Source organism: Iodobacter violaceini (genome assembly GCF_011601265.1).
GTDB lineage: Bacteria > Pseudomonadota > Gammaproteobacteria > Burkholderiales > Chitinibacteraceae > Iodobacter > Iodobacter violaceini.
The window spans coordinates 82,560-103,758 of sequence record NZ_JAAOLX010000007.1; the positions used below are offsets into that span (position 1 = coordinate 82,560).

General features: G+C 47.0%; 16 protein-coding genes. 9 read left to right on the plus strand and 7 right to left on the minus strand.

From position 1 onward, the window contains the following. Positions 1 to 275: 275 nt before the first annotated feature. From HA050_RS14160 to yaaA, 8 genes are all read left to right on the plus strand, one after another. Positions 276 to 2,174: a lytic transglycosylase domain-containing protein gene (locus tag HA050_RS14160; RefSeq protein ID WP_166827378.1), complete on the plus strand. Its 1,899-nt coding sequence runs from the start codon at positions 276 to 278 to the stop codon at positions 2,172 to 2,174. A 61-nt stretch (positions 2,175 to 2,235) separates the two neighbouring features. Beyond that, on the plus strand, positions 2,236 to 3,168 hold the full coding sequence (locus HA050_RS14165) for a complex I NDUFA9 subunit family protein (RefSeq protein ID WP_166827381.1): 933 nt from the start codon (positions 2,236 to 2,238) through the stop codon (positions 3,166 to 3,168). 35 nt (positions 3,169 to 3,203) lie between these two features. Continuing rightward, a complete protein-coding gene (locus HA050_RS14170; protein ID WP_166827384.1) occupies positions 3,204 to 3,461 on the plus strand; it encodes an RNA recognition motif domain-containing protein in 258 nt (85 codons plus the stop codon). 207 nt (positions 3,462 to 3,668) lie between these two features. Continuing rightward, entirely contained in the window at positions 3,669 to 4,664 is a 996-nt protein-coding gene (locus tag HA050_RS14175; protein WP_166827387.1) for a 2-hydroxyacid dehydrogenase, read from the plus strand. A gap of 70 nt (positions 4,665 to 4,734) precedes the next feature. Beyond that, positions 4,735 to 5,274, plus strand: coding sequence for a histidine phosphatase family protein (locus HA050_RS14180; protein ID WP_308418907.1), 540 nt, complete (start codon positions 4,735 to 4,737; stop codon positions 5,272 to 5,274). A 351-nt stretch (positions 5,275 to 5,625) separates the two neighbouring features. After that, on the plus strand, positions 5,626 to 7,872 hold the full coding sequence (locus HA050_RS14185; RefSeq protein WP_166827392.1) for a PAS domain-containing sensor histidine kinase: 2,247 nt from the start codon (positions 5,626 to 5,628) through the stop codon (positions 7,870 to 7,872). Further along, positions 7,862 to 8,476 (plus strand): response regulator transcription factor, encoded by a 615-nt coding sequence (locus HA050_RS14190; RefSeq protein ID WP_099397985.1) that lies wholly within the window; start codon positions 7,862 to 7,864, stop codon positions 8,474 to 8,476. Before HA050_RS14185 ends, HA050_RS14190 begins: the two co-directional genes overlap by 11 nt. A gap of 148 nt (positions 8,477 to 8,624) precedes the next feature. Beyond that, positions 8,625 to 9,389, plus strand: coding sequence for a peroxide stress protein YaaA (yaaA, locus tag HA050_RS14195; RefSeq protein ID WP_166827902.1), 765 nt, complete (start codon positions 8,625 to 8,627; stop codon positions 9,387 to 9,389). 148 nt (positions 9,390 to 9,537) lie between these two features. Here yaaA and HA050_RS14200 read toward each other — a convergent pair whose 3' ends face one another. Next, positions 9,538 to 11,241 carry a potassium channel family protein gene (locus HA050_RS14200; protein WP_166827394.1) on the minus strand — a complete coding sequence of 568 codons (1,704 nt, stop codon included), beginning with the start codon at positions 11,239 to 11,241 and terminating at the stop codon, positions 9,538 to 9,540. Positions 11,242 to 11,243: 2 nt separating this feature from the next. Next, positions 11,244 to 11,627 carry a DUF6394 family protein gene (locus HA050_RS14205; RefSeq protein WP_099397988.1) on the minus strand — a complete coding sequence of 128 codons (384 nt, stop codon included), beginning with the start codon at positions 11,625 to 11,627 and terminating at the stop codon, positions 11,244 to 11,246. 544 nt (positions 11,628 to 12,171) lie between these two features. Here HA050_RS14205 and HA050_RS14210 point away from each other — a divergent pair. After that, the gene (locus HA050_RS14210) at positions 12,172 to 13,473 is read left to right on the plus strand and encodes an MATE family efflux transporter (RefSeq protein WP_205836441.1); all 1,302 of its coding nucleotides are present in this window, start codon (positions 12,172 to 12,174) and stop codon (positions 13,471 to 13,473) included. Between the two features lie 119 nt (positions 13,474 to 13,592). Here HA050_RS14210 and vioE read toward each other — a convergent pair whose 3' ends face one another. The 5 genes from vioE to vioA are packed head-to-tail and all read right to left on the minus strand — an operon-like array spanning position 13,593 to position 20,963. Next, positions 13,593 to 14,174: a violacein biosynthesis enzyme VioE gene (gene vioE / locus HA050_RS14215; protein WP_166827400.1), complete on the minus strand. Its 582-nt coding sequence runs from the start codon at positions 14,172 to 14,174 to the stop codon at positions 13,593 to 13,595. Next, entirely contained in the window at positions 14,175 to 15,305 is a 1,131-nt protein-coding gene (vioD, locus tag HA050_RS14220) for a flavin-dependent violacein biosynthesis monooxygenase VioD (protein WP_166827403.1), read from the minus strand. It lies immediately after the preceding gene. Continuing rightward, positions 15,305 to 16,594, minus strand: coding sequence for an NADP-dependent violacein biosynthesis oxygenase VioC (gene vioC, locus HA050_RS14225; protein WP_166827406.1), 1,290 nt, complete (start codon positions 16,592 to 16,594; stop codon positions 15,305 to 15,307). The genes vioD and vioC overlap by 1 nt, the downstream gene beginning before the upstream one ends. Positions 16,595 to 16,597: 3 nt before the next feature. Then, complete coding sequence (gene vioB / locus HA050_RS14230; RefSeq protein ID WP_166827409.1) at positions 16,598 to 19,624, minus strand: iminophenyl-pyruvate dimer synthase VioB; 3,027 nt, start codon at positions 19,622 to 19,624, stop codon at positions 16,598 to 16,600. 58 nt (positions 19,625 to 19,682) lie between these two features. Continuing rightward, a complete protein-coding gene (gene vioA / locus HA050_RS14235; RefSeq protein WP_166827412.1) occupies positions 19,683 to 20,963 on the minus strand; it encodes a flavin-dependent violacein biosynthesis tryptophan-2 monooxygenase VioA in 1,281 nt (426 codons plus the stop codon). Positions 20,964 to 21,199: the final 236 nt, after the last annotated feature.

Below are 21,199 nucleotides of genomic sequence, written 5' to 3' on the forward strand. Positions count from 1 at the left end.
GTTTATCTTCAAATAATCAGCGGCCAGCACTAATTGCCCGCATATTTTAAAACCACAGGAACATCAGACTTAAGCAGCCAAACTAAGAAGCAATCACATGCCCTCCTTAATACAAGGCAAAAACGTGTTTATATAGCCAAGCTGCGCCCAACTCTTGCTTTGACAGGTAAAAAAAACAAATATTTTCCTGTTTTACAATTACTGACCTACGAATACCCGCAAGCCTCAGTTATGCTTGAAGTCGTGCTTGCCTGCCCCATACCTATGAAAAAAATATGAAAAAACTTTTATTGATTGCTTCGCTATCTCTTTCCGCCAGCGCACATGCACGTCTGGATTTGTCTTCCCTGCGTGAGGCCGCCCGCAGCCGTGATCTGCCTGCTATCGCAAAAATGGCCGATGCAAGCAATGGCGAAGCGTTAGAAATGTATCCGCGTTATTACTGGTTAAGCAGCCAGCTCACCACAATCAGCGAAAGCGATGCACAAAGCTTTTTAAAAAACTACGATAACAGCCCTCTGGCAGAGCGCTTTCGTGGTGAATGGTTAAAAGAGCTGGGTCGCCGTAAAAGCTGGGCAAGTTTTAATCAGGAATATGCAAAAACAGACGCTCCAAGCAACGAATTGCAGTGTTTGCGTGCGCAATCAGCCATCGCCAGCAATGAAGCAGCGCCGCTATCGGCCGCCAAACCGCTCTGGTTTTCTGCCAGACCACAGAGTGAAGCGTGCAACCCGGTCTTTGACGCCTTATTTAGCAATGAAGAACTAAGCCAGGCCGATGCATGGGCGCGCATTCGCCTGGCATTGGCCGACAATCGCACAGATCTTGCCCGCCAATTGGGCGCGCGTGCAGGCAACCCTGCCGAATTCACCGCAAGAAATATCAGCGCGCTCGCCGCCAACCCTGAGAACCAATTTGCAAAGCAATCCTTATCCACTCAGGCAGGCCGCGAATTAGCCATCTATGCCCTGGGACGAATTGCACGAACGAACCCGGATCGCGCAGCCAGCCTGCTCAATGGCATAGAAAAGCAATTACCAGCAGCGGATCAACGCTATGCATGGCAGCAAATCGGCTTAATTGCCGCTAAAAAACAACATGAACAAGCCTCTGCATGGTTAAGCAAGGGCGATACGCTGGGCATGGATAGCGAGGACAGAGCATGGGCCATTCGCGCCGCGCTGCGTTTCTCTGATTGGGAAACCACGCTGGCCCGCATCGAAGCCCTGCCAGTCCAGGAGCAACAGACCAGCACCTGGCTTTACTGGAAAGCGCGCATTCTGAAAAACCAGAATAAAACCATTGAAGCCAATCAGCTTTGGGCCGCCGCCGCAGAAAACCATGATTTTTACGGCCTGCTCGCCAGAGAAGAGCTCGGCCCAAGCATGGAGCCCGCCAACATCCGCTACAAGGCCAGCGATGCAGAAATCAAGCAAATCCGAGCCATGCCGGGTGTGCAGCGCGCTTTAGCCCTGATCGATCAGGACTGGCGTATCGAAGCCATCCGCGAATGGAATTGGGCCATGAAAGGGCTGACAGACCAGCAGCTGCTGGCCGCTGCCGAATTAGCGCGAAAGCAAAACTGGTACGACCGCTCGATTTATTCAGCCGAGCGCACCCGCCAGCTGCATGATTTTACCCTGCGCTACCCTACACCTTATTTAGATTTGATCGGGCCCGCAGCCAAAAACGAAGGCATTGATCCGGCCTGGGTTTACGGCCTGATGCGGCAAGAAAGCCGTTTTATCAGCATTGCCCGCTCAGGAGTTGGGGCCAGCGGCCTGATGCAACTGATGCCTGGCACCGCCAAATGGGTAGCCGGCAAAATGGGCAAAAAACACTTTAATCCGGCAGAAGTTAATGACTTAACGACCAATATCAGCTTTGGCACCTTCTATTTGCGCTATATATGGGAGCGGCTGGACGATAACCAAATTTTAGCCACTGCCGGCTATAACGCGGGCCCGGGCCGGGCAAGGGCCTGGCAATCAAGCCAGGCGATGGATGGGGTAATCTATATCGAAACCATCCCATTTAACGAAACACGCGACTACGTTAAAAAAGTAATGGCCAACGCCATCCACTACGCCCACGCCTTTGAAGGCCAGGGCCTGCCTCTGAAGCAACGCATCGCCAAAGTCGCTGGGCGGGGCCAGGCAGTAGACGCACCTTAATACTCAGTACGGGTGAGCCACGGCAGGCTTCACCCGCACTGCAACTTCAAAGAAGACTCGCATGTCAAAAATCTTATTAATCGGTGGCAGCGGATTTATTGGTAAACAACTGGCCGCCAGGCTGGCAAAAGCCGGGCATGCGGTCACCCTGCCCACCCGCCATAAAGAAAACAAACGTGAGGATTTGCTGCCCCTGCCCTTTCTCCGCTTAGTCAGCGCAGATATCAATGAAGATGCCACACTCACGCGCTTAATTGCCGGGCAGGATGTGGTGATTAATCTGGTGGGTATTTTGCAGGGCAATGAGGCAAGTTTTAAAAAAGCCCATGTCACGCTTACTGAAAGAATTATCGCTGAGTGCACCGCTCAAAATGTAAACCGCTATTTACATATGAGCGCCTTAGGGGCAGATATTTATGGCCCGTCCATGTATCAGCGCAGCAAAGGCGAGGCCGAAACCCGTGTTAAAGCCAGCGTACTCGACTGGACAATCTATCGCCCTTCGGTGGTATTTGGCCAGGAAGACCAGTTTCTTAACCTTTTTGCCTCGCTGCTGAAGATGGCCCCCTTTGTGCCATTAGCAGGTGCAGAGACACGCTTTCAGCCAGTATGGGTGCAGGATGTCACCCGGGCTTTTGCCGCAGGTGTTACAGATAAAACACTGATTGGCAAAACGCTCAGCCTTGTTGGCCCCAAAATCTACACACTTAAAGAGCTGGTCGCTTATACAGCACAAACCATAGGCATTTGTCGCCCAATTATTTCCTTACCCAACTTTCTGGCCCGGGTACAAGCTAGTGTAATGAGCCTGCTGCCCAATCCTCCGTTAAGCCACGACAATCTGGATTCACTGCGGGTTGATAATATTGATGCCGCGGGCTTTGCCCCGGAATTAGGCTGGCAGCCAACAGCACTGGAAGCGATTGCGCCTCTCTATTTAGCAGGAAAACAGCAACGCTATAATCAATTGCGCAGCCAGGCTCATAGAAATTAAGTCCATTTTTGTCCATCGTTTAAAGGGTAAAAACCATGCAAATTGTAATCGGCAACCTTCCTCCGGACACCTCTGCTGAAGACGTACGCAGCCTGCTGACTGATGACATTGGCCTGAACGACTTTGGCTCAATCACGATCACCGACAGCAATAGCGAAAGTGTCCTTGCGCTCGTGCAGCTTCTTACCGATAGTGCCGCTGCGGCCGATGTACTCACCGCCAAAATCACCGATTTCCACTGGAAAGGCCGCAACCTGACCAGCAGTCATACCCATATGTTTAAAGAAGGCTGAGCCTGGCTGATTGCATAGCCGCAACACCAGCTCATTTCACGATGAAACACGGGGGTAAAATCAGCCCCTGTTCTTCTTCTCAGCTCATGGGATCTCCCCAAAGATGACGGGGCTTTGCTTCTTGCCCAAGCAATCGCTTCGCATCAATGATGCACAACATAATCAAAGTGCCGCAGGCACTACAACTATTGAACAAGCAGGTTTCCCATGCGCATTGCCGTTTTTGACAGCAAACGATACGACCGGGCCACGCTCAGCCAGGCCAACGAACACCATGGCCATGAGCTGGTGTTTTTTGAAGACCGCTTAAATATCCAGACCGCCGCACTGGCATCCGGTTTTGAAGTGGTTTGCCCTTTTGTAAATGACCGGGTTGACGCCCCTACTCTGACACAGCTGGCAAAACTGGGAGTCCAACTGGTCGCGCTTCGTTGTGCAGGCTTTAATGGCGTCGATTTAGCCGCCGCAGCAAAACATGGCATCAGCGTCACGCGCGTACCGGCTTATTCACCCGAAGCCGTGGCCGAGCACGTTTTTGCCCTGCTGCTCACCCTCACCCGCAAAACACACCGCGCTTATAACCGCATTCGCGAAGGCAATTTCTCGCTGGATGGCCTGGTTGGATTTAACTTACATGGTCGCACTTTTGGCGTGGTTGGCGCAGGTAAAATTGGCGCAGCCACCATTGCCATTGCCCGTGGCTTTGGCTGCAAAGTACTGGCGTTTGATCGCAGCCCCTCCCCTGAGCGGGCAGAAACATTAGGCTGCACCTTTGTTTCACTGCCTGAGCTGCTGGCACAATCGGATATCATCTCGCTGCACACCCCGCTCACCAATGAAACCAAGCATATGATCAATGCCGAAACGCTGGCGGGCATGAAGCCAGGCGCGGTGATTATCAATACCAGCCGCGGCGGGCTGATCGACAGCAGCGCCCTGCTCGACGCACTAAAAAGCGGCCAGGCAGGGGGTGTGGGGCTGGATGTTTACGAATACGAAGAAGGCGTATTTTTTGAAGACCTGTCCGGCTCAGCATTAGAAGACGACGTTCTGGCAAGGCTCACCACCTTCCCCAATGTCATGATCACCTCGCATCAGGGCTTTTTAACCGCTGAAGCGCTGGAAAACATCGCCGATACAGTACTGTGCGAAGTCAGCGCCTTTGCCCGGGGCGAGCCGCTGATTAATCCGGTGCAGCAATAAGCATCACCTCAAACGGCCACCTATTAAAAGGTGCTCTGTGCAAAAAGTTTACTTTATTACCCACCCAGAAGTGCTGATTGCCCCAGATGTTCCGGTTACCCGGTGGTCCTTATCTGAAAAAGGGCGGGAGCGTATGACCGCCTTTCTTCAGCAAGCATTTATCCCTTCCTTGACGGCGATTTATAGCAGCGAAGAAAGCAAAGCGATTGAAGCGGCAGAAATACTGGCGGCTGCAAATAATATAAAAACAGAAAAACTAAGTAATCTCGGGGAAAACGATAGGACGGCCACCGGCTTTTTACAAAAAGAGCAATTTGAAGCGGCAGCAGATGAGTTTTTTGCCCACCCGGAAAACTCTTTTCAGGGCTGGGAACGTGCTTGCGATGCGCAACAACGCATTATCAAGGCGGTAGAACACATCATTCAAAAAAGTGCAGGCAAAAACATTGCCATTGTGGCCCACGGCGCAGTAGGCACGCTCTATAAATGCCATCTCAAAAACATAGCCATCAACCGCAGCGAAGATCAGCCATCGCAGGGGCACTACTATTGTTTTGATGTAAAACACCGCCAGCTGGAGCACGATTGGCTTTCGATTTCAGCAAACTGATTTGAGTTTTATCGGTGTGTACAAGGACGTAGTCGTTGCGCGCCAAGAGCGGTGCGCAAGAAAAACGACTTGCACACCCTAAGCAAAACCAAGCTTTGTTCTGTTAAGTGAATAGGATTGGGAATAAACCCGCGAGCGATGCTGAAAAATACGCGGGTTGCACCCGCCCTGCGATGATTCAATGCTTGTCATTGTCGGCAGCATCTAGCTACGTTGATAGGATTAAGCTGCTGCCCCACACACATAAGCAGCCAAAACCTAAGCTATCCTGGACAATTACTGACATCCGTGGATAATTAACCTTTCATTAGGTTACCCGACCTTTTCGGGTCGACTCCCTGGCTTATCAGATTGACTCTGCACCCTATCACCTTGTCTCCCCGTCTTGGCCGCTGGCTTCAACTGCTGCCCGGCCTGATTGCAGCGCTGTTTACGCTGGCTTTTGCCAGCTGGCTGCTGCTTACCACTGATGCCGATCAAAAACAGCGCAGTAACCAGCTGGAGCAGGATTTGCTCTGGCAAAAGCAGGCGATTCAGCAACAAATTACCGCCAATACCGATGCCATCAATGCCCTTGCGGTGACCGATTACAACAAGCAATCGGCGCTGTTTCAGGCACGCGCTTTTTCTTTAATTCAAAACAGCCCGGAAATTGTCAGCCTGGTGGTCAGAAATCAGGATGATTTCAAAGTCTGGTGGTCCGCCCCCCAGCAAAAAGTGCGGGCATTTAATGGGGAAAGCGGCTGGAGCACGCTGCCAGCAAAACATGATCAGCCCCCACTGGCCCAATATGCGGTGCCCAGCGCAGACGGGCACAACTTTATTATTGCTACTTTTTCTTTTGACCGGCTTTTGCAGCAGCAAGTGCCGTGGTGGATTGCCCAGCGCTATCAGGTTTTACTGCTTAACCATAATTATGTGACGCTGGCAGCCAAATCCAGCCGACAGCTTGATCCAAGCGGCCTGAGCACGCGCATTGCTCTCGATACCCCGCCTCTGGGGCTGTCGATACAGGCCGAGCTTTACCATGTGCCCCGCCACCGGCTGACTGAATCGCTGCCCTGGGTGCTGCTCTTTTTAGCCATCGGCATGCTGGCTTCTACCGCGCTATTACACCGAGTGATGCGGGTTCGCTCTCAGGCAGAAATGCAATTACGCGCCGAAACCGCGCTGCGCCAGGCGATGGAAGACTCGCTGGTCAGCGGTATGCGGGCGATGGATAAGGATGGCCGCCTGATCTATGTAAACCGGGCTTTTTGTGAAATGACCGGCTTTAGTGCCGACGAGCTGCTGGGCCAGCAACCGCCGCTGCCCTACTGGCCCCCGGAAGAGCTGGAGCGCTGTCAGGCTGCATTTGATGCGATCCGTTTAGGCCGGGCCGATCCCAATGGGCAGGCGGTGCGCTTTATGCGCAAAAATGGCGAACGTTTTGATGTCAGCCTGCATGGCTCCAGCCTGATCGATGGCGCCGGGCGGCATATTGGCTGGATGGGCTCTCTCTACGATATTACCGAGCTAAAACGCGAGCGCGAAGTGCTGCAGGCCTCGCATCAGCGTTTTGTCACCGTACTGGATGGTCTGGATACGGCGGTTGCCGTGAGCGATGCCGACAGTGGCGAGCTGCTGATGAGCAATCGTCAGTTTGATCGCTCGTTTAACCTGCCCGACTGGCGTGGCCGCTGCTGTATCGTGCCTTTCAGCGCCCGCCGCTTTGATACCCCCGTCGATTCAGAATGGTACGATCCGATTAAAAAACGCTGGTTTCAGATCAAAAGCCGCCACAGCCTGTGGGTGGATGATTCGGATGTCTGGCTGGAAGTAGCCACGGATATTACCGCGCTCAAATCTGCGGCCGAGCGCGAGCGCCTGCAAAATGAAAAACTACAACAAACCAGCCGGCTGATCTCGATGGGCGAAATGGCCTCCAGCCTGGCCCACGAGCTGAACCAGCCCCTGGGCGCGATTGCCAGCTATGCATCAGGCTGCCGCAATATTCTGGCCAATCCCCAGCCTAATTTGCAGCAATTATCCCAAGCCATCGAAAAAATGGGCGAACAGGCCCGCAGAGCCGGGCAGATTATTCGTGGTATTCGTGAATTTGTGCAGCGCCGGGCACCACACCGCCGCCGCTGCACCATTACCGGCCTGCTGGATACCGTGCTGGATTTACAATCGCACGAGGCAGTACGGCGCGGGGTAGAGATCAGTATTTCAGAATCGGGAGACTTACCGCCTTTATATGTCGATCCGATTATGCTGGAACAGGTATTATTCAATTTAATCCGCAATGCCATGGAAGCCATGAACGATACGCCTGCATCGCAGCGTACTCTGGCCATTATGCTGAGTAGGGAGCATGATTACTTACAAGTTATCATTGCGGATCGTGGCACTGGTATTAGTTCTGAACAAATGGAACAATTGTTTAAACCGTTTTACACCACCAAAGACACCGGAATGGGAATGGGGCTGAATATTTGCCGCTCTATTATCGAATATCACCAGGGCCGTCTTTGGGCAGAAAATAATCCTGGCGGCGGTTGCCGCTTTATCTTCACCGTACCGTTTTCCGAGGAAACCCAGGCTAATGAACCCTGATCGCCGCATTGCAATCGTTGATGACGATGACGCCATTCGCGATGCCCTCGTCTGGCTTTTTTCCACCCGCAATCACCGTGCTGACAGCTATGCCAGCGCTGAAGCGCTGCTTGCTGATTACACGCCCGAGCGCTACGGCTGCCTGCTGCTTGATGTGCGTATGCCCGGCATGGGTGGCTTAGAGCTGTTTGACCGAATCAAAGAGCATCCTTATTGCCCGCCCGTGGTGTTTTTAACCGGCCACGGCGATGTACCCATGGCAGTGGGAGCTTTAAAACAAGGCGCAACTGATTTCGTTGAAAAGCCATTTAACGATAACGATATCGTGGATCTGGTAGAGCGCTGCCTCGCCAACGACGCCACCAAGCGCGGCGTTTGGCAAGTAAAGATGCAAATCACCAAACGCCTTGGCACCCTCACCCCGCGCGAGCGCGAAGTGATGAAGCTGATCCTGACCGGCCGTTTAAACAAACAAATTGCAGATGATTTGTCCATCTCAATGAAAACCGTCGAAGTACACCGCGCACGGATTTTAGAAAAGATGCAGGTCAAAACCGCCATGGAACTCGCAGCCCTGCTGCGCGGATCCGGGGTAGAGCCTTAATTAGCCTGAAATAAAACCTAAGGTCTGCAGACACAGAGAAAACATACTCAATGAGTTGAAGTTTTTCTCTGTGCGCCCGCCAGTCTCTGTGTCTGCAGATCTTTTGCTTTCCGCTTATTCAACGATCATCCCGCAATCAAAGTCCGCCATGCTTATGCTGCTCTCTCCAGCCAAAACGCTGGATTACACCACTGCTCCCATCACCAAAGAATTCAGCCAGCCTGATTTTCTGGATCATTCTGCCAGGCTGATTGCTTTGCTCAGGCAGCAGACGCCTGCGCAAATTGCCGTCCTGATGAAATTATCCGATCCGCTGGCAGTGCTGAATGTAGGGCGCTATCAGGCCTGGCATCCTGATTTCACGCCGGAAAACGCCAAGCAAGCCGTGCTGGCCTTTATGGGCGATGTGTACGAGGGGCTGAATGCAGGGCAAATGACGCCGCAAGAGCTGGCCTATATCAGCCAGCATCTGCGCATTTTATCCGGCCTTTACGGCCTGCTGCGCCCGCTGGATCTGATTCAGCCCTATCGCCTGGAAATGGGCACATCCCTGCCCAATGCAGCAGGCAATAATCTCTACGCTTTCTGGGGCGAAACCATCACTGCCGCGATTAACGCCACAAAGCCCAAAGTGCTCGTTAATTTAGCCTCAACCGAATACTTTAAATCCGTCAAACCCAAACTCTTAAACTGCCCGCTGATTACGCCGGTATTTGAAGACTGGAAAAACGGCAAATACAAAATCATCAGCTTCTACGCCAAACGCGCCCGTGGCCTGATGGTGCGCTGGGCGGCAGAGCACAACATTACTCAGGCAAGCGATTTAAAAGCGTTTAATGCCGAAGGCTATGCCTTTGATGCCAATGCGTCCAATGACGTGAGCTGGGTATTCAGACGGCAGCTGGCGGATTGATAAGGGTTTTATTTCAATCCTATTAACTGTCCCCAAGACATGAGCTTTTGTAGATTGGGTTATGCAATATATCGTTGAGTGAGGTAAACCTCACACGCAGACTTCTAACCCAAGCTACAAATTCCCCATTAGTTAATAGGATGGGGTTTTACTTCCCCTGCTGCCAATCCGCCAATTTACGAAACACCCAGCTTTGCGGTTCGGTCTTACCGGTGCGGGCAAAATCCAGCAGATGCGTGGCTTCCTGCATGGCTTCATGGGCACTTTGGGCTTCGTGATTACCCGCAAACAGCAGCTGATCGCCAAAAGTCAGCTGCGTATCTAACGAAGGCCATGCCTGCAGCTCGTCACCGTGCACGCGCAGCAAAGGCAAGCATTGCAGCTTGTAGCCATGATCAAAAGGGTTATTAATCCAGTGGGCAAGGCGTAAAGGCGGCGAAGGGCTGGCTAAAAAGGCGTGCACGGCTGCGGTGTTTTTGGCATCCAGAGTAATGCTCCAGATCTCCGGCACTGTGTGATCGCATAACAAAGCCAATTGATCAGACAATGCCTTTGCCCATGCTTCATCTTCTTGTTTAATTAAATCCAGAAATTGCGCCAATAATGGCGTTTCAATCGCGCGTAAACATTCATGCGCCACAATCTCGCTGCGGATTGAGGTGATATCAGGCTTAAAAGCTTCAAATAATAAGTGGTTATCGCGCAGATTCTGCCTTGCCACAATAAACAATTTGGGATTAATCGCCCGAGCCGTTGCCAGCGCAGACAGATTATTAATATCATGATCATGGCAAACTAATAGCCCCGAAGCGTGCTCAATACCTGCGGCAATTAATGAATCGGCATTCACACCCAGCGCCTGCACAAATTGCTCCGGCAATAAATCAGGCTGCGGCTCCGGATCAATCACCGTTACCGTAGCACCCTCTTTAAGCAGCGCGGCCCGCATCGAAATGCCAAATCGCCCATATCCGACCACCACCCAATGCCCGCAAGGCGGGCGCACTAAGGCCGCAATAGGCTGGCCAGGAAAATCAGAAAGCAAATTCCATAAGCGATAGCTATGCGGCGCATGCAGCAGCATCTGAAAACGCTGCCCCACCGCATTAAACATATTAATCACTTTATTCGCGCCAAACGACTGCATATTATCGGCCACAGCCTTATTTTTGCAGCGGCACACCGATACCAGATTAGGCTGCAAAACAAAAGCCGCCATTGCAATCGCCAGATTCACATTTTCATCGCCGGTAATGGCCAACACGCCCCGGCAGAGCGGATGGGTAATTCCGGCAATTTTTAATAATTCAGGATTAGAAGCATCCCCCGCATAAAAAACCGGATCAGAATGAAAATCAGCTAAAGCCAAATTATTAACGCGCTCTTCTCTGAGCTCTATCACCACGAAGCGAATATTGATCCGATCAAGCACTTTACAGAGCAAACGCCCCGTTTGCCCATATCCACAAATTAAATAAAAGGGTTCACGCAGGCGTCTGACTTTATTATTAAACCGCACATACTGAATGGCTTTTTTTAAAGCCTGATCATTAAATAAAGTAAAAATAGCCCCTAAATTATAAGCCCAGCCGGTTACTGATAAATAAATACAGCATAAAACCCATAAGCGCTGAGAATAAGAAAACGCATAGGGCGTTTCGCCAAAACCAATTGAGGTAGCGGTATAGCTGATAAAATAAAAAGCGTGAAAAAACCCCATTTGATAGGGGCGGCCCTGATCATCCACACCGGGAATCAGCACCAGGCCCAGAACGGCAATTGAATAAATAAGAATCAGCGTGATAATCGGCGCACGCATGCGCCGCATCACCATAAAAAAGATATTCGGCATAATCAGCGGCGATGTTGTAAGGTTTCACCAATCAGCAATACCACCGAAACCACATTGGCGGCCAGAGCACCGGCAGAAAAAGATACCACCATTGATGTCACCCCCGGGGTCATTCCTATTTGGCTTACATACATGGCATGGCCCCAAACCAGAGCCGCTGCAATTAATTGCAAATCAGCAACCAAACTGGTTGCCAAGTGCAGTGCCCCCACTTGTGTGCGGTCACCAAACTTAATCACCGTAGCAATAAAACTGACCACCATGGCAGAAAATAGCTCAAAAACATCATGCTGGTGTGCAACATCAATCTGGCCCATTACAAAACCAAAATTAAGCGTAAATGCCAGCAGGATAAAAAACCCAAAAACTACTTTTTCGATATTCATACAACATTTAATCCCTGGCAATAATCAAGGCATGATAAATCATAGAAGAGATATCACAATGTATATCTTTACCTTTTAATAAATCTTGATATCTAGTTCACAATTATTCAGTAATAAACACCCGGAAAACTGATTCGTAAGAAAAATACCGGCACGCTCTGTAAACAATGCCTTGTTTTTCGGATCATGTAAAACTCAGTCCGTTTTCCCAGCATAGCACCAACACGCCTTTATTTCTGAAACAATAAAAAAACTTACATACAATCACTACGCCCGGACACAATTACCATTTTGCAACGATTAAATTAAATTCCGAGACAATCAAGCTCTGATATTTTATCATCTGTAATTGTATTTTAATAAGATTCAGCTACAGTCTGTGCATTATTTTATAATCGATAAGCCACTATCAGGCTTTATCTCCGATATAAAACATACTCAATAAAGGCCCACCATGTCTGTGGAATTGGCGTATATAGATAATAAGCATATAAACAGTGAATCCCCCCTTTTAAAATCACCGGTTTTCCAGCAATTTTTATATATGGCACTCCCCACTATTGTGGGCCTGGTCATTAATGGCATGTATATCGTTGTAAATGGTCTTTTTATCTCCCGCGGCATTGGCCCCCATGCAATGGGTGCCGTTTCTGCCGTTTTTCCTATTCAAATGTTTCTGCTTGCAATCAGTACCATGCAAGGCAGCGGAATGGCCTCAATTATTTCAAGGCACTTAGGGGCAAAACACCAAGAAGAAGCTTCCCGTGTTTTTTCTGCATCGCTACTGCTTGCCGTCAGCAGCGCCATCATTATTTCGGCCCTGTTTTTAATCTTCAGGCCTGCCATTTATGCATTACTGGCGGTGCCCAATGAATTTATACAAGAAGCCGACAGCTATCTGGTTCCGGTACTTATTTTCTCTGTGATTGGATTTATCAGCAATCAGATCACCGAAAGTTTCCGTGCATCAGGCAATCCAAAAGCAATGATGCAGGTATTATCCACCGGATCTGTTTTAAATATTGTTTTTGATGCGCTCTTTATTTTTGTATTTAAATGGGGTGTTGCCGGAGCGGCATGGGCCACAGCTTGCGCCATGGCTTTAGCACTGCTTTTAGCATTACAACTGCAAAGCAAAGGTGAAAATGCAGCACAATTCAAACCGCAATATCTTGTATCTAAATTTAAGGTTTATACAGATATCATTAGTTTCGGCATGCCTGTTTTGCTCTCGCACGGTGGTTTTTCAATCATCATGGCCATATCGGTTTATTCTATTTCTATCGTCATACCAGAGCAATCCGCCACACTAATAAGTGCGCACGGTATTTTAATGCGCTGCTATATGTTTTTATTTCTTCCTATTATTGGCATGATGATTGCGCTGCAAACCCTGTCTGCATTTAACTACGGTGCGCGGCAATATCAAAGAGTACAGAAGGCGTATATTTCTGCTCTTATTTGCAGTACCGCATGGGGGCTTATTGTAACGGCGCTTCTTTGCTTTAATCCTGAAGTGCTGTTACAGCTATTTACGCAAAACCATGAAATTATTACGGAAGGCAAAAAGATCGCCGCAATTTGCTTTCTTGGTATTCTTGCTTCCGGAATATGCATGATGTCCAGCGGCTTATTTCAGGGAATGGGAAAAGCACTGCCCGCAATGCTGCTTGATGCTGCCAGAACCTATATTCTGCTTATTCCGCTTATTTTTGTTCTGCCCATGTTTTTTCACAGCACAGGTATCTGGATATCTTTCCCTATTGCTGATTTTATTGGCGGAACCATAGCACTTACATTTTCAAGCCGCTATTTAATGAAACTGACAAAAACACACATGCACTGATTCAGTTCATTCATCGCGGCAGACATGCTGGGCATGCATACAGCAATAGCTGATGCCCTTTGATCCAATAAAAAAAGGCAGGGCAATCATTGCCCTGCCTTTTTATTCATGAATCCCGTTTATACCCGGCCTGAAAATATTTCACCGGCAATAGCATGCGTTGTAAAATTGGGAAAATCACGAACAGAAGCATGTACCTCAGGATCCCCCGTCACCATCCTGATCAATTGGTTAGTACCTTTTACAAAATAATAGGTTGAAGGTCCTTTGCCTGGCTTGGTAAATGTCCACGCTTCGGTTTCTCTGCCCAGCAAATTCTGACTTCCTGCGTAGCTGGCCTGATATTGCAGTAAAACATCCTGCGTTAATAAAACTTCATGGCAAGCTTCTGAATCATCCTCAAGCACAACGGCTTCATACTCCGTTACCCCCTCAGACGGCTCACGATAGTAAGCAATTTTAGACTTCTTTGTTTTCCCCTCGCTGGCAGTCACAATTTCTGACATCCAAAGGCGATGGCCTGTTTTTTCCTCAGACCATGGATTAAACAAGCCATCAATCCGGCAGCGGTTTTGCTCGTAATCAAACCAGCAGATGCCGGAAGTAATCTGGTCATCTTTCAGCATGGGCTGCCAGTAAGAAATGTAACTGCTGCTCCATTGCCCGGGTAAGCATGGCGGAACAATTTTTTCTGAGATCATTTAAGCTTCCTTACGCGATAACGCAGCACCCAGCGCCTGCGCCAGAGCAGCAGGCAAAGGAGGCAGCTGCTCGCGGCGCTCAGCAAAACTCTTTGCCAATTCGCCAGCGCTTAAATCCATTCTTTCTGCTGCCGTTTCAAACCAGGTACGGCTGATACCAGCGTGCCCGCTGAATAATTGCATAAGCGGAATAACCTTCTCATTAAAATCTTCTAAGGCAGAATCAAGCACATCGTGATCATATAAAGCTTTGACCAGCATTTGCGCTGCAACCACCGCCATTGTAGTGCCATGGCCAATAGAAAAATGGCCTGTTTGCAATGCATCACCAATCAGCACTAAATGACCTTCATATGCTTTTTTATGGCTAAGCGTTACAAAATTCCGCCATTGCAAACCAGGCTGAACAAGGACCGGCTGCTGATCAAGCTCTGCGCTGAAAATATTGGCAATAAATACTTTTGCTTCTTCATCAGATAAAGATTCAATACCCGCTGCGTGATAAGTTTCTTCACTGCACTCAACCACAAAAGTACTCATCGTGCTGGAATACTTATATGCATGGGCAATAAATACGCCGTGCACTGTTGCTTTAAAAATCAGATTCATTGAATCAAAAATTTGTGGTGTGCCGTACCACATATAGCGATTCTTACCAAACTCAACATCAGGCGCTAATACTTCATTAAAATGATTAGAGATATTATTAATGCCATTGGCAATGACGATTAAATCATAGGCCTCTGTATCAAGGCCTTCTCCATCAAATAATGGCGAAGAATAGCTGATTGGAATATGTAAATCGCTGCAAAGTGCTCTTAATGCCCCGACTAAAGCGCGTCTTTCTGCACCACACAGCGTAATACCTGTACTTGCCTTTGCATGCTCCCCCTGATGCACAAGACAAAACTCATCAATATACTGCGCATCAATCTCTTCATGATTTGGCAAATAACTTAATGGATTGGCAGGATGGTGCGGTGCCCTGCCGGGTAAAACCACTCCCCAGCCTGTAATTTCATCCACTGTATTTTTTTCTACAATGGCAATATCCCAGTCTTGTTTAATTTTCTTTAACTGACTGGCAAACATGAGGCCCGCTGGCCCGGCTCCAACAACTAAAATTTTCATTAGTTTACTCTCCCTAGTTTGTACCAAACATTTTGCTTCTGCTGAATATCTCTTAGCTCGCTATAAGCCATCGAGGTGAAATAAAGCTTTTCAGCCATATCCGGTGGATAGCTGGCAGGGAATTTAGTGCTCATATAACGGGTATATCTTGAGCGCATAAAGAAAATAGGGTCAGACTTACTCAGCACTTCATAATTATTAATGGCCATATCCTGCATTGCATCGGCCTCTGCTTTTCTTAACTGCGTAAATTCAGGCAGCATTTTTGCAAAATCTTCACCATATTTTTCAAATAATCCATCCAGAATATAAGCGTCTTCCAGCGCCATATTCATTCCCTGCCCCAGAAAAGGCGCAGTAGCATGGGCAGAATCTCCTAATATCAGCGCATTCTGCTTATAATGAAAAACAGAAGATTTAACATTAATTAAATCATTACTCGGTTTTTCCATAAACTGCGATAACATTTCTTTTCTGGTTTCTTCAGGCAGCATTGCATAATACTTATCAAAAAAACGCCCCATTGTTGCCGGGTCTTTTGCTTGTAAACTAATATCCCCCTGGTAAGGCAGGCACACTGCAAAGCTGATACTGCCATCAGGAATAGTGGCCGCCCGCCCTGCAAACAATCCGCCTGAATCCATACCAAAAAAATAGATTAAATCTTTTCTTAAATTTAACTTGCTGGCATCAGGAATCACCAGTGTTTTATAGCCGTGCTTAAAAAATGATTGCTGGTATTCAAATCTGCGGCAATTATTTTGCATGGCTTGCCGAACGGCAGAACGGGCACCATCTGCACCAATCAGCAAATCTCCTTTGTGCTCAACAATCAAGCCATCATTATCTTTTGTAGTGATTGTTTTATCGTCTAAATTTACTTCCAGGCAGCGCTGTCCATAGTGATAATGCACATTATTGATAGCCGCATATTTATTCAGTAATTTCTGGAAGTCTGCCCTGCTTAATGAAAGCGGAGATAATGAATCTACAGGGGCTAATTCTCTGGTTTTAAATTTACCCGCAATACAAAATGACATTCCAGAAATAGGGATGCCGCATAAATCCAGCTCTTCCTTAGGAATACCTGCATTTAAAACGGCCTGAATACCGCGCACCGTCATACTTACACCAATGGCCCGCGAGCTGACCTGATCTATATAATCTGAATAAGCCAAAAATGGATCACCGCGTTTTTCAAAAACATGCACATCGTGACCGCGTTTGGCTAAATAAATGGCAGCTAAACCACCCGCTAAGCCACCTCCCACAATAATGATCTTTTTCATTTGTCAGCCTTCCCGTGAAAGTTTTCCGGTTGCAAGTTCCATCATTTGCTTATCATAAAACTCAAGTAATTCAATTAGCGCCGCTGCTGGTTTAATCCCTTTAATTTCTCTGGCGTATTGAGCAAGGGCCCGGCATTGCTTGGCGAGAGCCTCACAAGCGGCCTGAAAATCAGCAATTTGATTAAATTGAATTGCCTGCGGCACAGGTGGCCCGGCATTGCGGCCAGGAATACCTGAGGGTATTGACATAATTTGCACCGACAATGGTCTTAATATGCCAGCCATAATATCAATGGCCGCATTCATTACCCTTGAGCGGCGCAAGCTGCCTGAAGGTTTTTGTCCAAAGTGTTGAATCATCATATGAAAGGTAAGCTCATGACATCCCTTATATAAAAGCATAAGTTGTCTGGCTTCCTGATTTAATACCGTATTGCAGCCCGGAGTCGGATCTAATACAGGATTCTTTAAAACCGGAATGGCCGGCTCAAATGGCGTTTCACTGGCGAGCAGCGTGCGCGATATTTCTCTCAGCCGCTTAAAATGGCTTTGGGCATAATGAGGTGAATCTGCGGCAGCCCCTTCTCCCTGCTCAGTAACAAAATCAATAGCAAATAACGCTGTTTCACGATTATTTACTTCTAATTGATAAGCAGGGAATTTCCGGTTCGTCAGCTCATTAAGAAACAAATGATGCTCACCGCTTGTTTTAGCTGATTCGCTGCTAAATAAATCAGGGATATTTGTAAATGCCCGGCGAATTAAGGCATAAAAATCGGCTATCGATTTTCCTGCAGAAGGAAAATAATGAGGCCATTCAAAGCGGACAAACCTTGCCAGCACATTTTCAGAAAATGGCTCAAAAGAAAATTCAGTATCGAGACCAAATTCTTCAGCTGCCTTTAAGCCAAATAAAGGCGTACCGGGGAAAAATGGCTCGCCCAAAGACATCAGTAAATTATTCACAATCAGATAATGAATCATTTCTTCGTGGGCAATTTCTAAAATAGTGCCCCGCCAGCCAGAATTTTGTCTTCGGTCGGCTGTACCGCAAACCAGAGCTAATTGTTCTTCGCTCCATTTTTTACCCGCCACTAATTGCTCGCCAGCAGCATAGTTTGGTAAGGAATAGGCGGCATAAATATACTGCAGCATAATAGACAGTTCTAAATTTACAGCCTGCTTTAACACCTTAACCAATTCTTCTTTACTGCTCACTTCACCATTTTTTATATTTTTTGTTGCAGGTAATTTTTTCTGATCATTTAAAGCAGACGCCTCAACATTACTTAAATATTTGAGAAACAGCATCGATTTTGCATAAGACATTTCTCTGGTGCTTGGCATGTAATAGCTTTTATCACGGTTCAGCGGATCACACATTTGCCACATTAATCGTGCATAGGTTTCACATTTACACTGATCAGCCATGCTGAACACTTTATCTGCCATAAACGGGTAAATAAGCTCGTAATAGCTCATCACCTGCTCATAAAGCAAAGTGTAATCCACCTGATGATCAGGAATATCCAAAAGCGCCCAATCATCAGAAAGCACGCGGACTAATATTTTTCCTCTGTAATCACCAATGAAAACCTCACTGACACCTGGTTTCAGACTGGTAAGGGTCAGCGCAGCCACACCGCTTTCATTGCTGCTGATGGTGAGCTGATAAGTACTGACAATCGATTTATTTTCAATAAATACACTGATATCTTTTTTCTGTCTGGGCTGGCCACGGTAATAGCTGAATATTTTCAGCTCTTTAGAGAAAAAAGTATTATTTCTTTTGTCCGGGGCTTCTAAAGAAATAATATTTTCCTCAGCCTGAATCAGCCAGTCCGATTCTTCCCATTGATTCCCCTCACCACGCAGTATTAATGAATCATCTGCGGCAGAATTTATTAGAGGAACATCAATCACTCCGGCCGTTTTCCAATAAGGCAGATAAACCGATTCGGGAATTCTGGCCAGAAGCACTCCGGATTTTGCTCTTAGCTCTAATGTGCCCAATGAGTATTTTGGCCCAAGGGCATGGGTGAGCTGTGGCCCGGGACATTGAGCCTCCCGGCTGGTAAATGGAATACTGCAAGGCATGCTGATACTTGCCCATTCACCCTGAATTTTAATTGCGACTGGCCCAAAGCCCTGATGCTGATCGGGATATAAAATCCTGTCATTGGCAAACGTGGCCATATCCTGCTTCAACCATAAGCCAATTGTGCCGCTTAAATCATAAAATACCGGTGTATCAGGCTGCTGAGGTGCAGACATATTAAAAACGCTGTACTGAATACTCAGCCCTAGTACATCATCTCTTTTTAACGCCTGCTGCAAGCACTCAATAAACTCTGATTTAAGTGATAGTTGCTTAAGATTAAAATGCTCTGAGTCTTTGCTTATAGAAAATTGAAATACCCTGGTTTTAGAAAACTCCGGCTCTAAGAAATGAGGCTGTTTTTGCAGAATATGATTCTCACCATAGCTGCGTACAGAGTGCACACAATCAATATCTGAAGAAAATAAGCAAGGAGCATTTGCCGGAGCAGCGGCCTCTTTAATGCATAGCTGTCCGGCATAAATTTGCGATGAATCATTGCGGCTTGGGTCTATATCCACCCACCTGGCCCGGTTAAATGTTGTACGTAAATATTCGTTGTAATGCCCCCATAGCTCCAGCTTGCAGCCGAGCAATGAATCCTTTTCCAGTAACTGTCCTGGCTCTGTTTGCAGCGAGGTAATCTGTGTGTTTTCCCATGAGAAATGATTATTTCCCATAAAATTATGCCCGGCGGCCTGATTAAAAGCCCCCTCATCATCCGGCTGGCCCTGCAGATTAAATCTTGGTGGCAATTGCCTTAAATACTGATGAAACTCACTTGGGTGCTTTTTTAAATCAAACAGCACTCCATCCTGATACACACGATTGTTTGCAATATCTAAAGTTCCGGCAATATTTCTATTCCCCGTTGGCACATTAAGCCGTGCAACACCTTTAAAGTGGATGCGTGGAAAATTCAAAATGCTCATTAAATATATATACCAGTCAGGATTTAAAATGAAATATTTTCAGGCAATTGCGGTTAAATTAATTTATTTCCGTCTCAGCCACAGCTGATTTTTCTAATTGCCTTAAAATGTAATCCGCTGCATTCCGGCCCGCAATAATTCCACCTTCCATCCAGCCACAATGAGGTGTATATGCATCTGATGTGGCAATAATAGTGCCATTATTTTTTGATAAAACCGGAGGGTGTTCAGGTGATGTTTCAATGGCAAATTCAACGCCACTGGGCCAGTATTTAAATTTATTTTGCACCGGCCATGGAAGTTCATTAATTGGAATATTTAATGCCATGCTGATTAAATTCATAACCGTGTTTATATATTCAGCCTCACCTTTTTTTGTTTCTTCATACCAGAAATCGGCACAGGCACTGTCTGTGTAAAAGAATATATATTTATCGCTTTTGAAATATAATTTTCTTAATGGATTATCTACAATTGTAACTTTGTTCTCTAAATTGTAATCCTGCCACCAGGGGTGATCAAAAAATATAAAACCTTTAAATAAGGGAATAGATCCATAGGTGAAATCACTCCAGCTGCCTGGAAAATCCAGATTAAGCGAGGCCATAGCCGTAGGCGGGAGCGCCAATACTGTGTAGCTGCTGTTATGCCAGATTTCCTGCTGATCACAGCCAGAAAATTCAAGCAAAGTGCTGTTTGATTTGGTCTGAAGACCGACTAATTGATGTTCGAAATAAAATTCAACTCCCAGTACTGCGGCTCTTTCATATAAGCTTTTTACCAGTGCAGAAAAACCATCGACAAGATTAAACCATTCATAACCTGCATTTTCTGAAAAGCACTGAATTTCCGGGTGTTTTTCAATAATATCATATGCAATTTCGGGTGAGATTTGGGGCAAATACAGCGAGTCATAGCCCAGGCCATTAATCATGGCATGAGATTTTTCATTTCCCAAATGATTGCACAGGAATTGAAAAAAGGATTCATTGTAACTGCTGACAATTTTTGGCTTTAATTGTGCGAGTATTTCTTTTAATCCAGCATGCTGCGGGTGCGGGCATACAATTTTGGTAAAAGGAAAAACTTCTGTTTTCTCTGCCAGTTCACTCACAATTTTTGAAACATTCGGATGTAAAGCAGGCGAAAACCGCCCTGCTCCAAGGTCTATGCTGAAATCATTCATTTTAATTGAATGAGCCCGGCCTCCTGTTCTTTCTCCATTTTCAAAAATACGTATCGTATAACCTTTGCTTAGCTTTGAACCCGCCAATTTTAAAGCGCAGCTTAGCCCTGATATCCCGGCACCTACTATAGAGATTACTTTGTTGTTTAACACAGTAAAATACCTCAATGTAAATCAAAAGGAATATTTATCTTTCGTATTTAATAAAATACTCAGAGCTGTGCCACAAAAGAAAAATGTTAAAGCTCAATTATGTTATCTGTATAAGATCCAATGATCCGGATCATTCATATTCTGGCAACAATAATTGCAATAACATCAGGCGCAGCAATACCACTTGACCACAAAACATTGCGGACTTTTTCTACCCTATATTGGGTTGTGGTTTA

Excerpts from the sequence above, each read along its gene's own strand:
- HA050_RS14160 (WP_166827378.1), top strand. The coding sequence starts at position 276 with ATGAAAAAACTTTTATTGATTGCTTCGCTATCTCTTTCCGCCAGCGCA.
- HA050_RS14165 (WP_166827381.1), top strand. The coding sequence starts at position 2,236 with ATGTCAAAAATCTTATTAATCGGTGGCAGCGGATTTATTGGTAAACAA.
- HA050_RS14170 (WP_166827384.1), top strand. The coding sequence starts at position 3,204 with ATGCAAATTGTAATCGGCAACCTTCCTCCGGACACCTCTGCTGAAGAC.
- HA050_RS14175 (WP_166827387.1), top strand. The coding sequence starts at position 3,669 with ATGCGCATTGCCGTTTTTGACAGCAAACGATACGACCGGGCCACGCTC.
- HA050_RS14190 (WP_099397985.1), top strand. The coding sequence starts at position 7,862 with ATGAACCCTGATCGCCGCATTGCAATCGTTGATGACGATGACGCCATT.
- yaaA (WP_166827902.1), top strand. The coding sequence starts at position 8,625 with ATGCTTATGCTGCTCTCTCCAGCCAAAACGCTGGATTACACCACTGCT.
- HA050_RS14200 (WP_166827394.1), bottom strand. The coding sequence starts at position 11,241 with ATGCCGAATATCTTTTTTATGGTGATGCGGCGCATGCGTGCGCCGATT.
- HA050_RS14205 (WP_099397988.1), bottom strand. The coding sequence starts at position 11,627 with ATGAATATCGAAAAAGTAGTTTTTGGGTTTTTTATCCTGCTGGCATTT.
- HA050_RS14210 (WP_205836441.1), top strand. The coding sequence starts at position 12,172 with ATGGCACTCCCCACTATTGTGGGCCTGGTCATTAATGGCATGTATATC.
- vioE (WP_166827400.1), bottom strand. The coding sequence starts at position 14,174 with ATGATCTCAGAAAAAATTGTTCCGCCATGCTTACCCGGGCAATGGAGC.
- vioD (WP_166827403.1), bottom strand. The coding sequence starts at position 15,305 with ATGAAAATTTTAGTTGTTGGAGCCGGGCCAGCGGGCCTCATGTTTGCC.
- vioC (WP_166827406.1), bottom strand. The coding sequence starts at position 16,594 with ATGAAAAAGATCATTATTGTGGGAGGTGGCTTAGCGGGTGGTTTAGCT.
- vioB (WP_166827409.1), bottom strand. The coding sequence starts at position 19,624 with ATGAGCATTTTGAATTTTCCACGCATCCACTTTAAAGGTGTTGCACGG.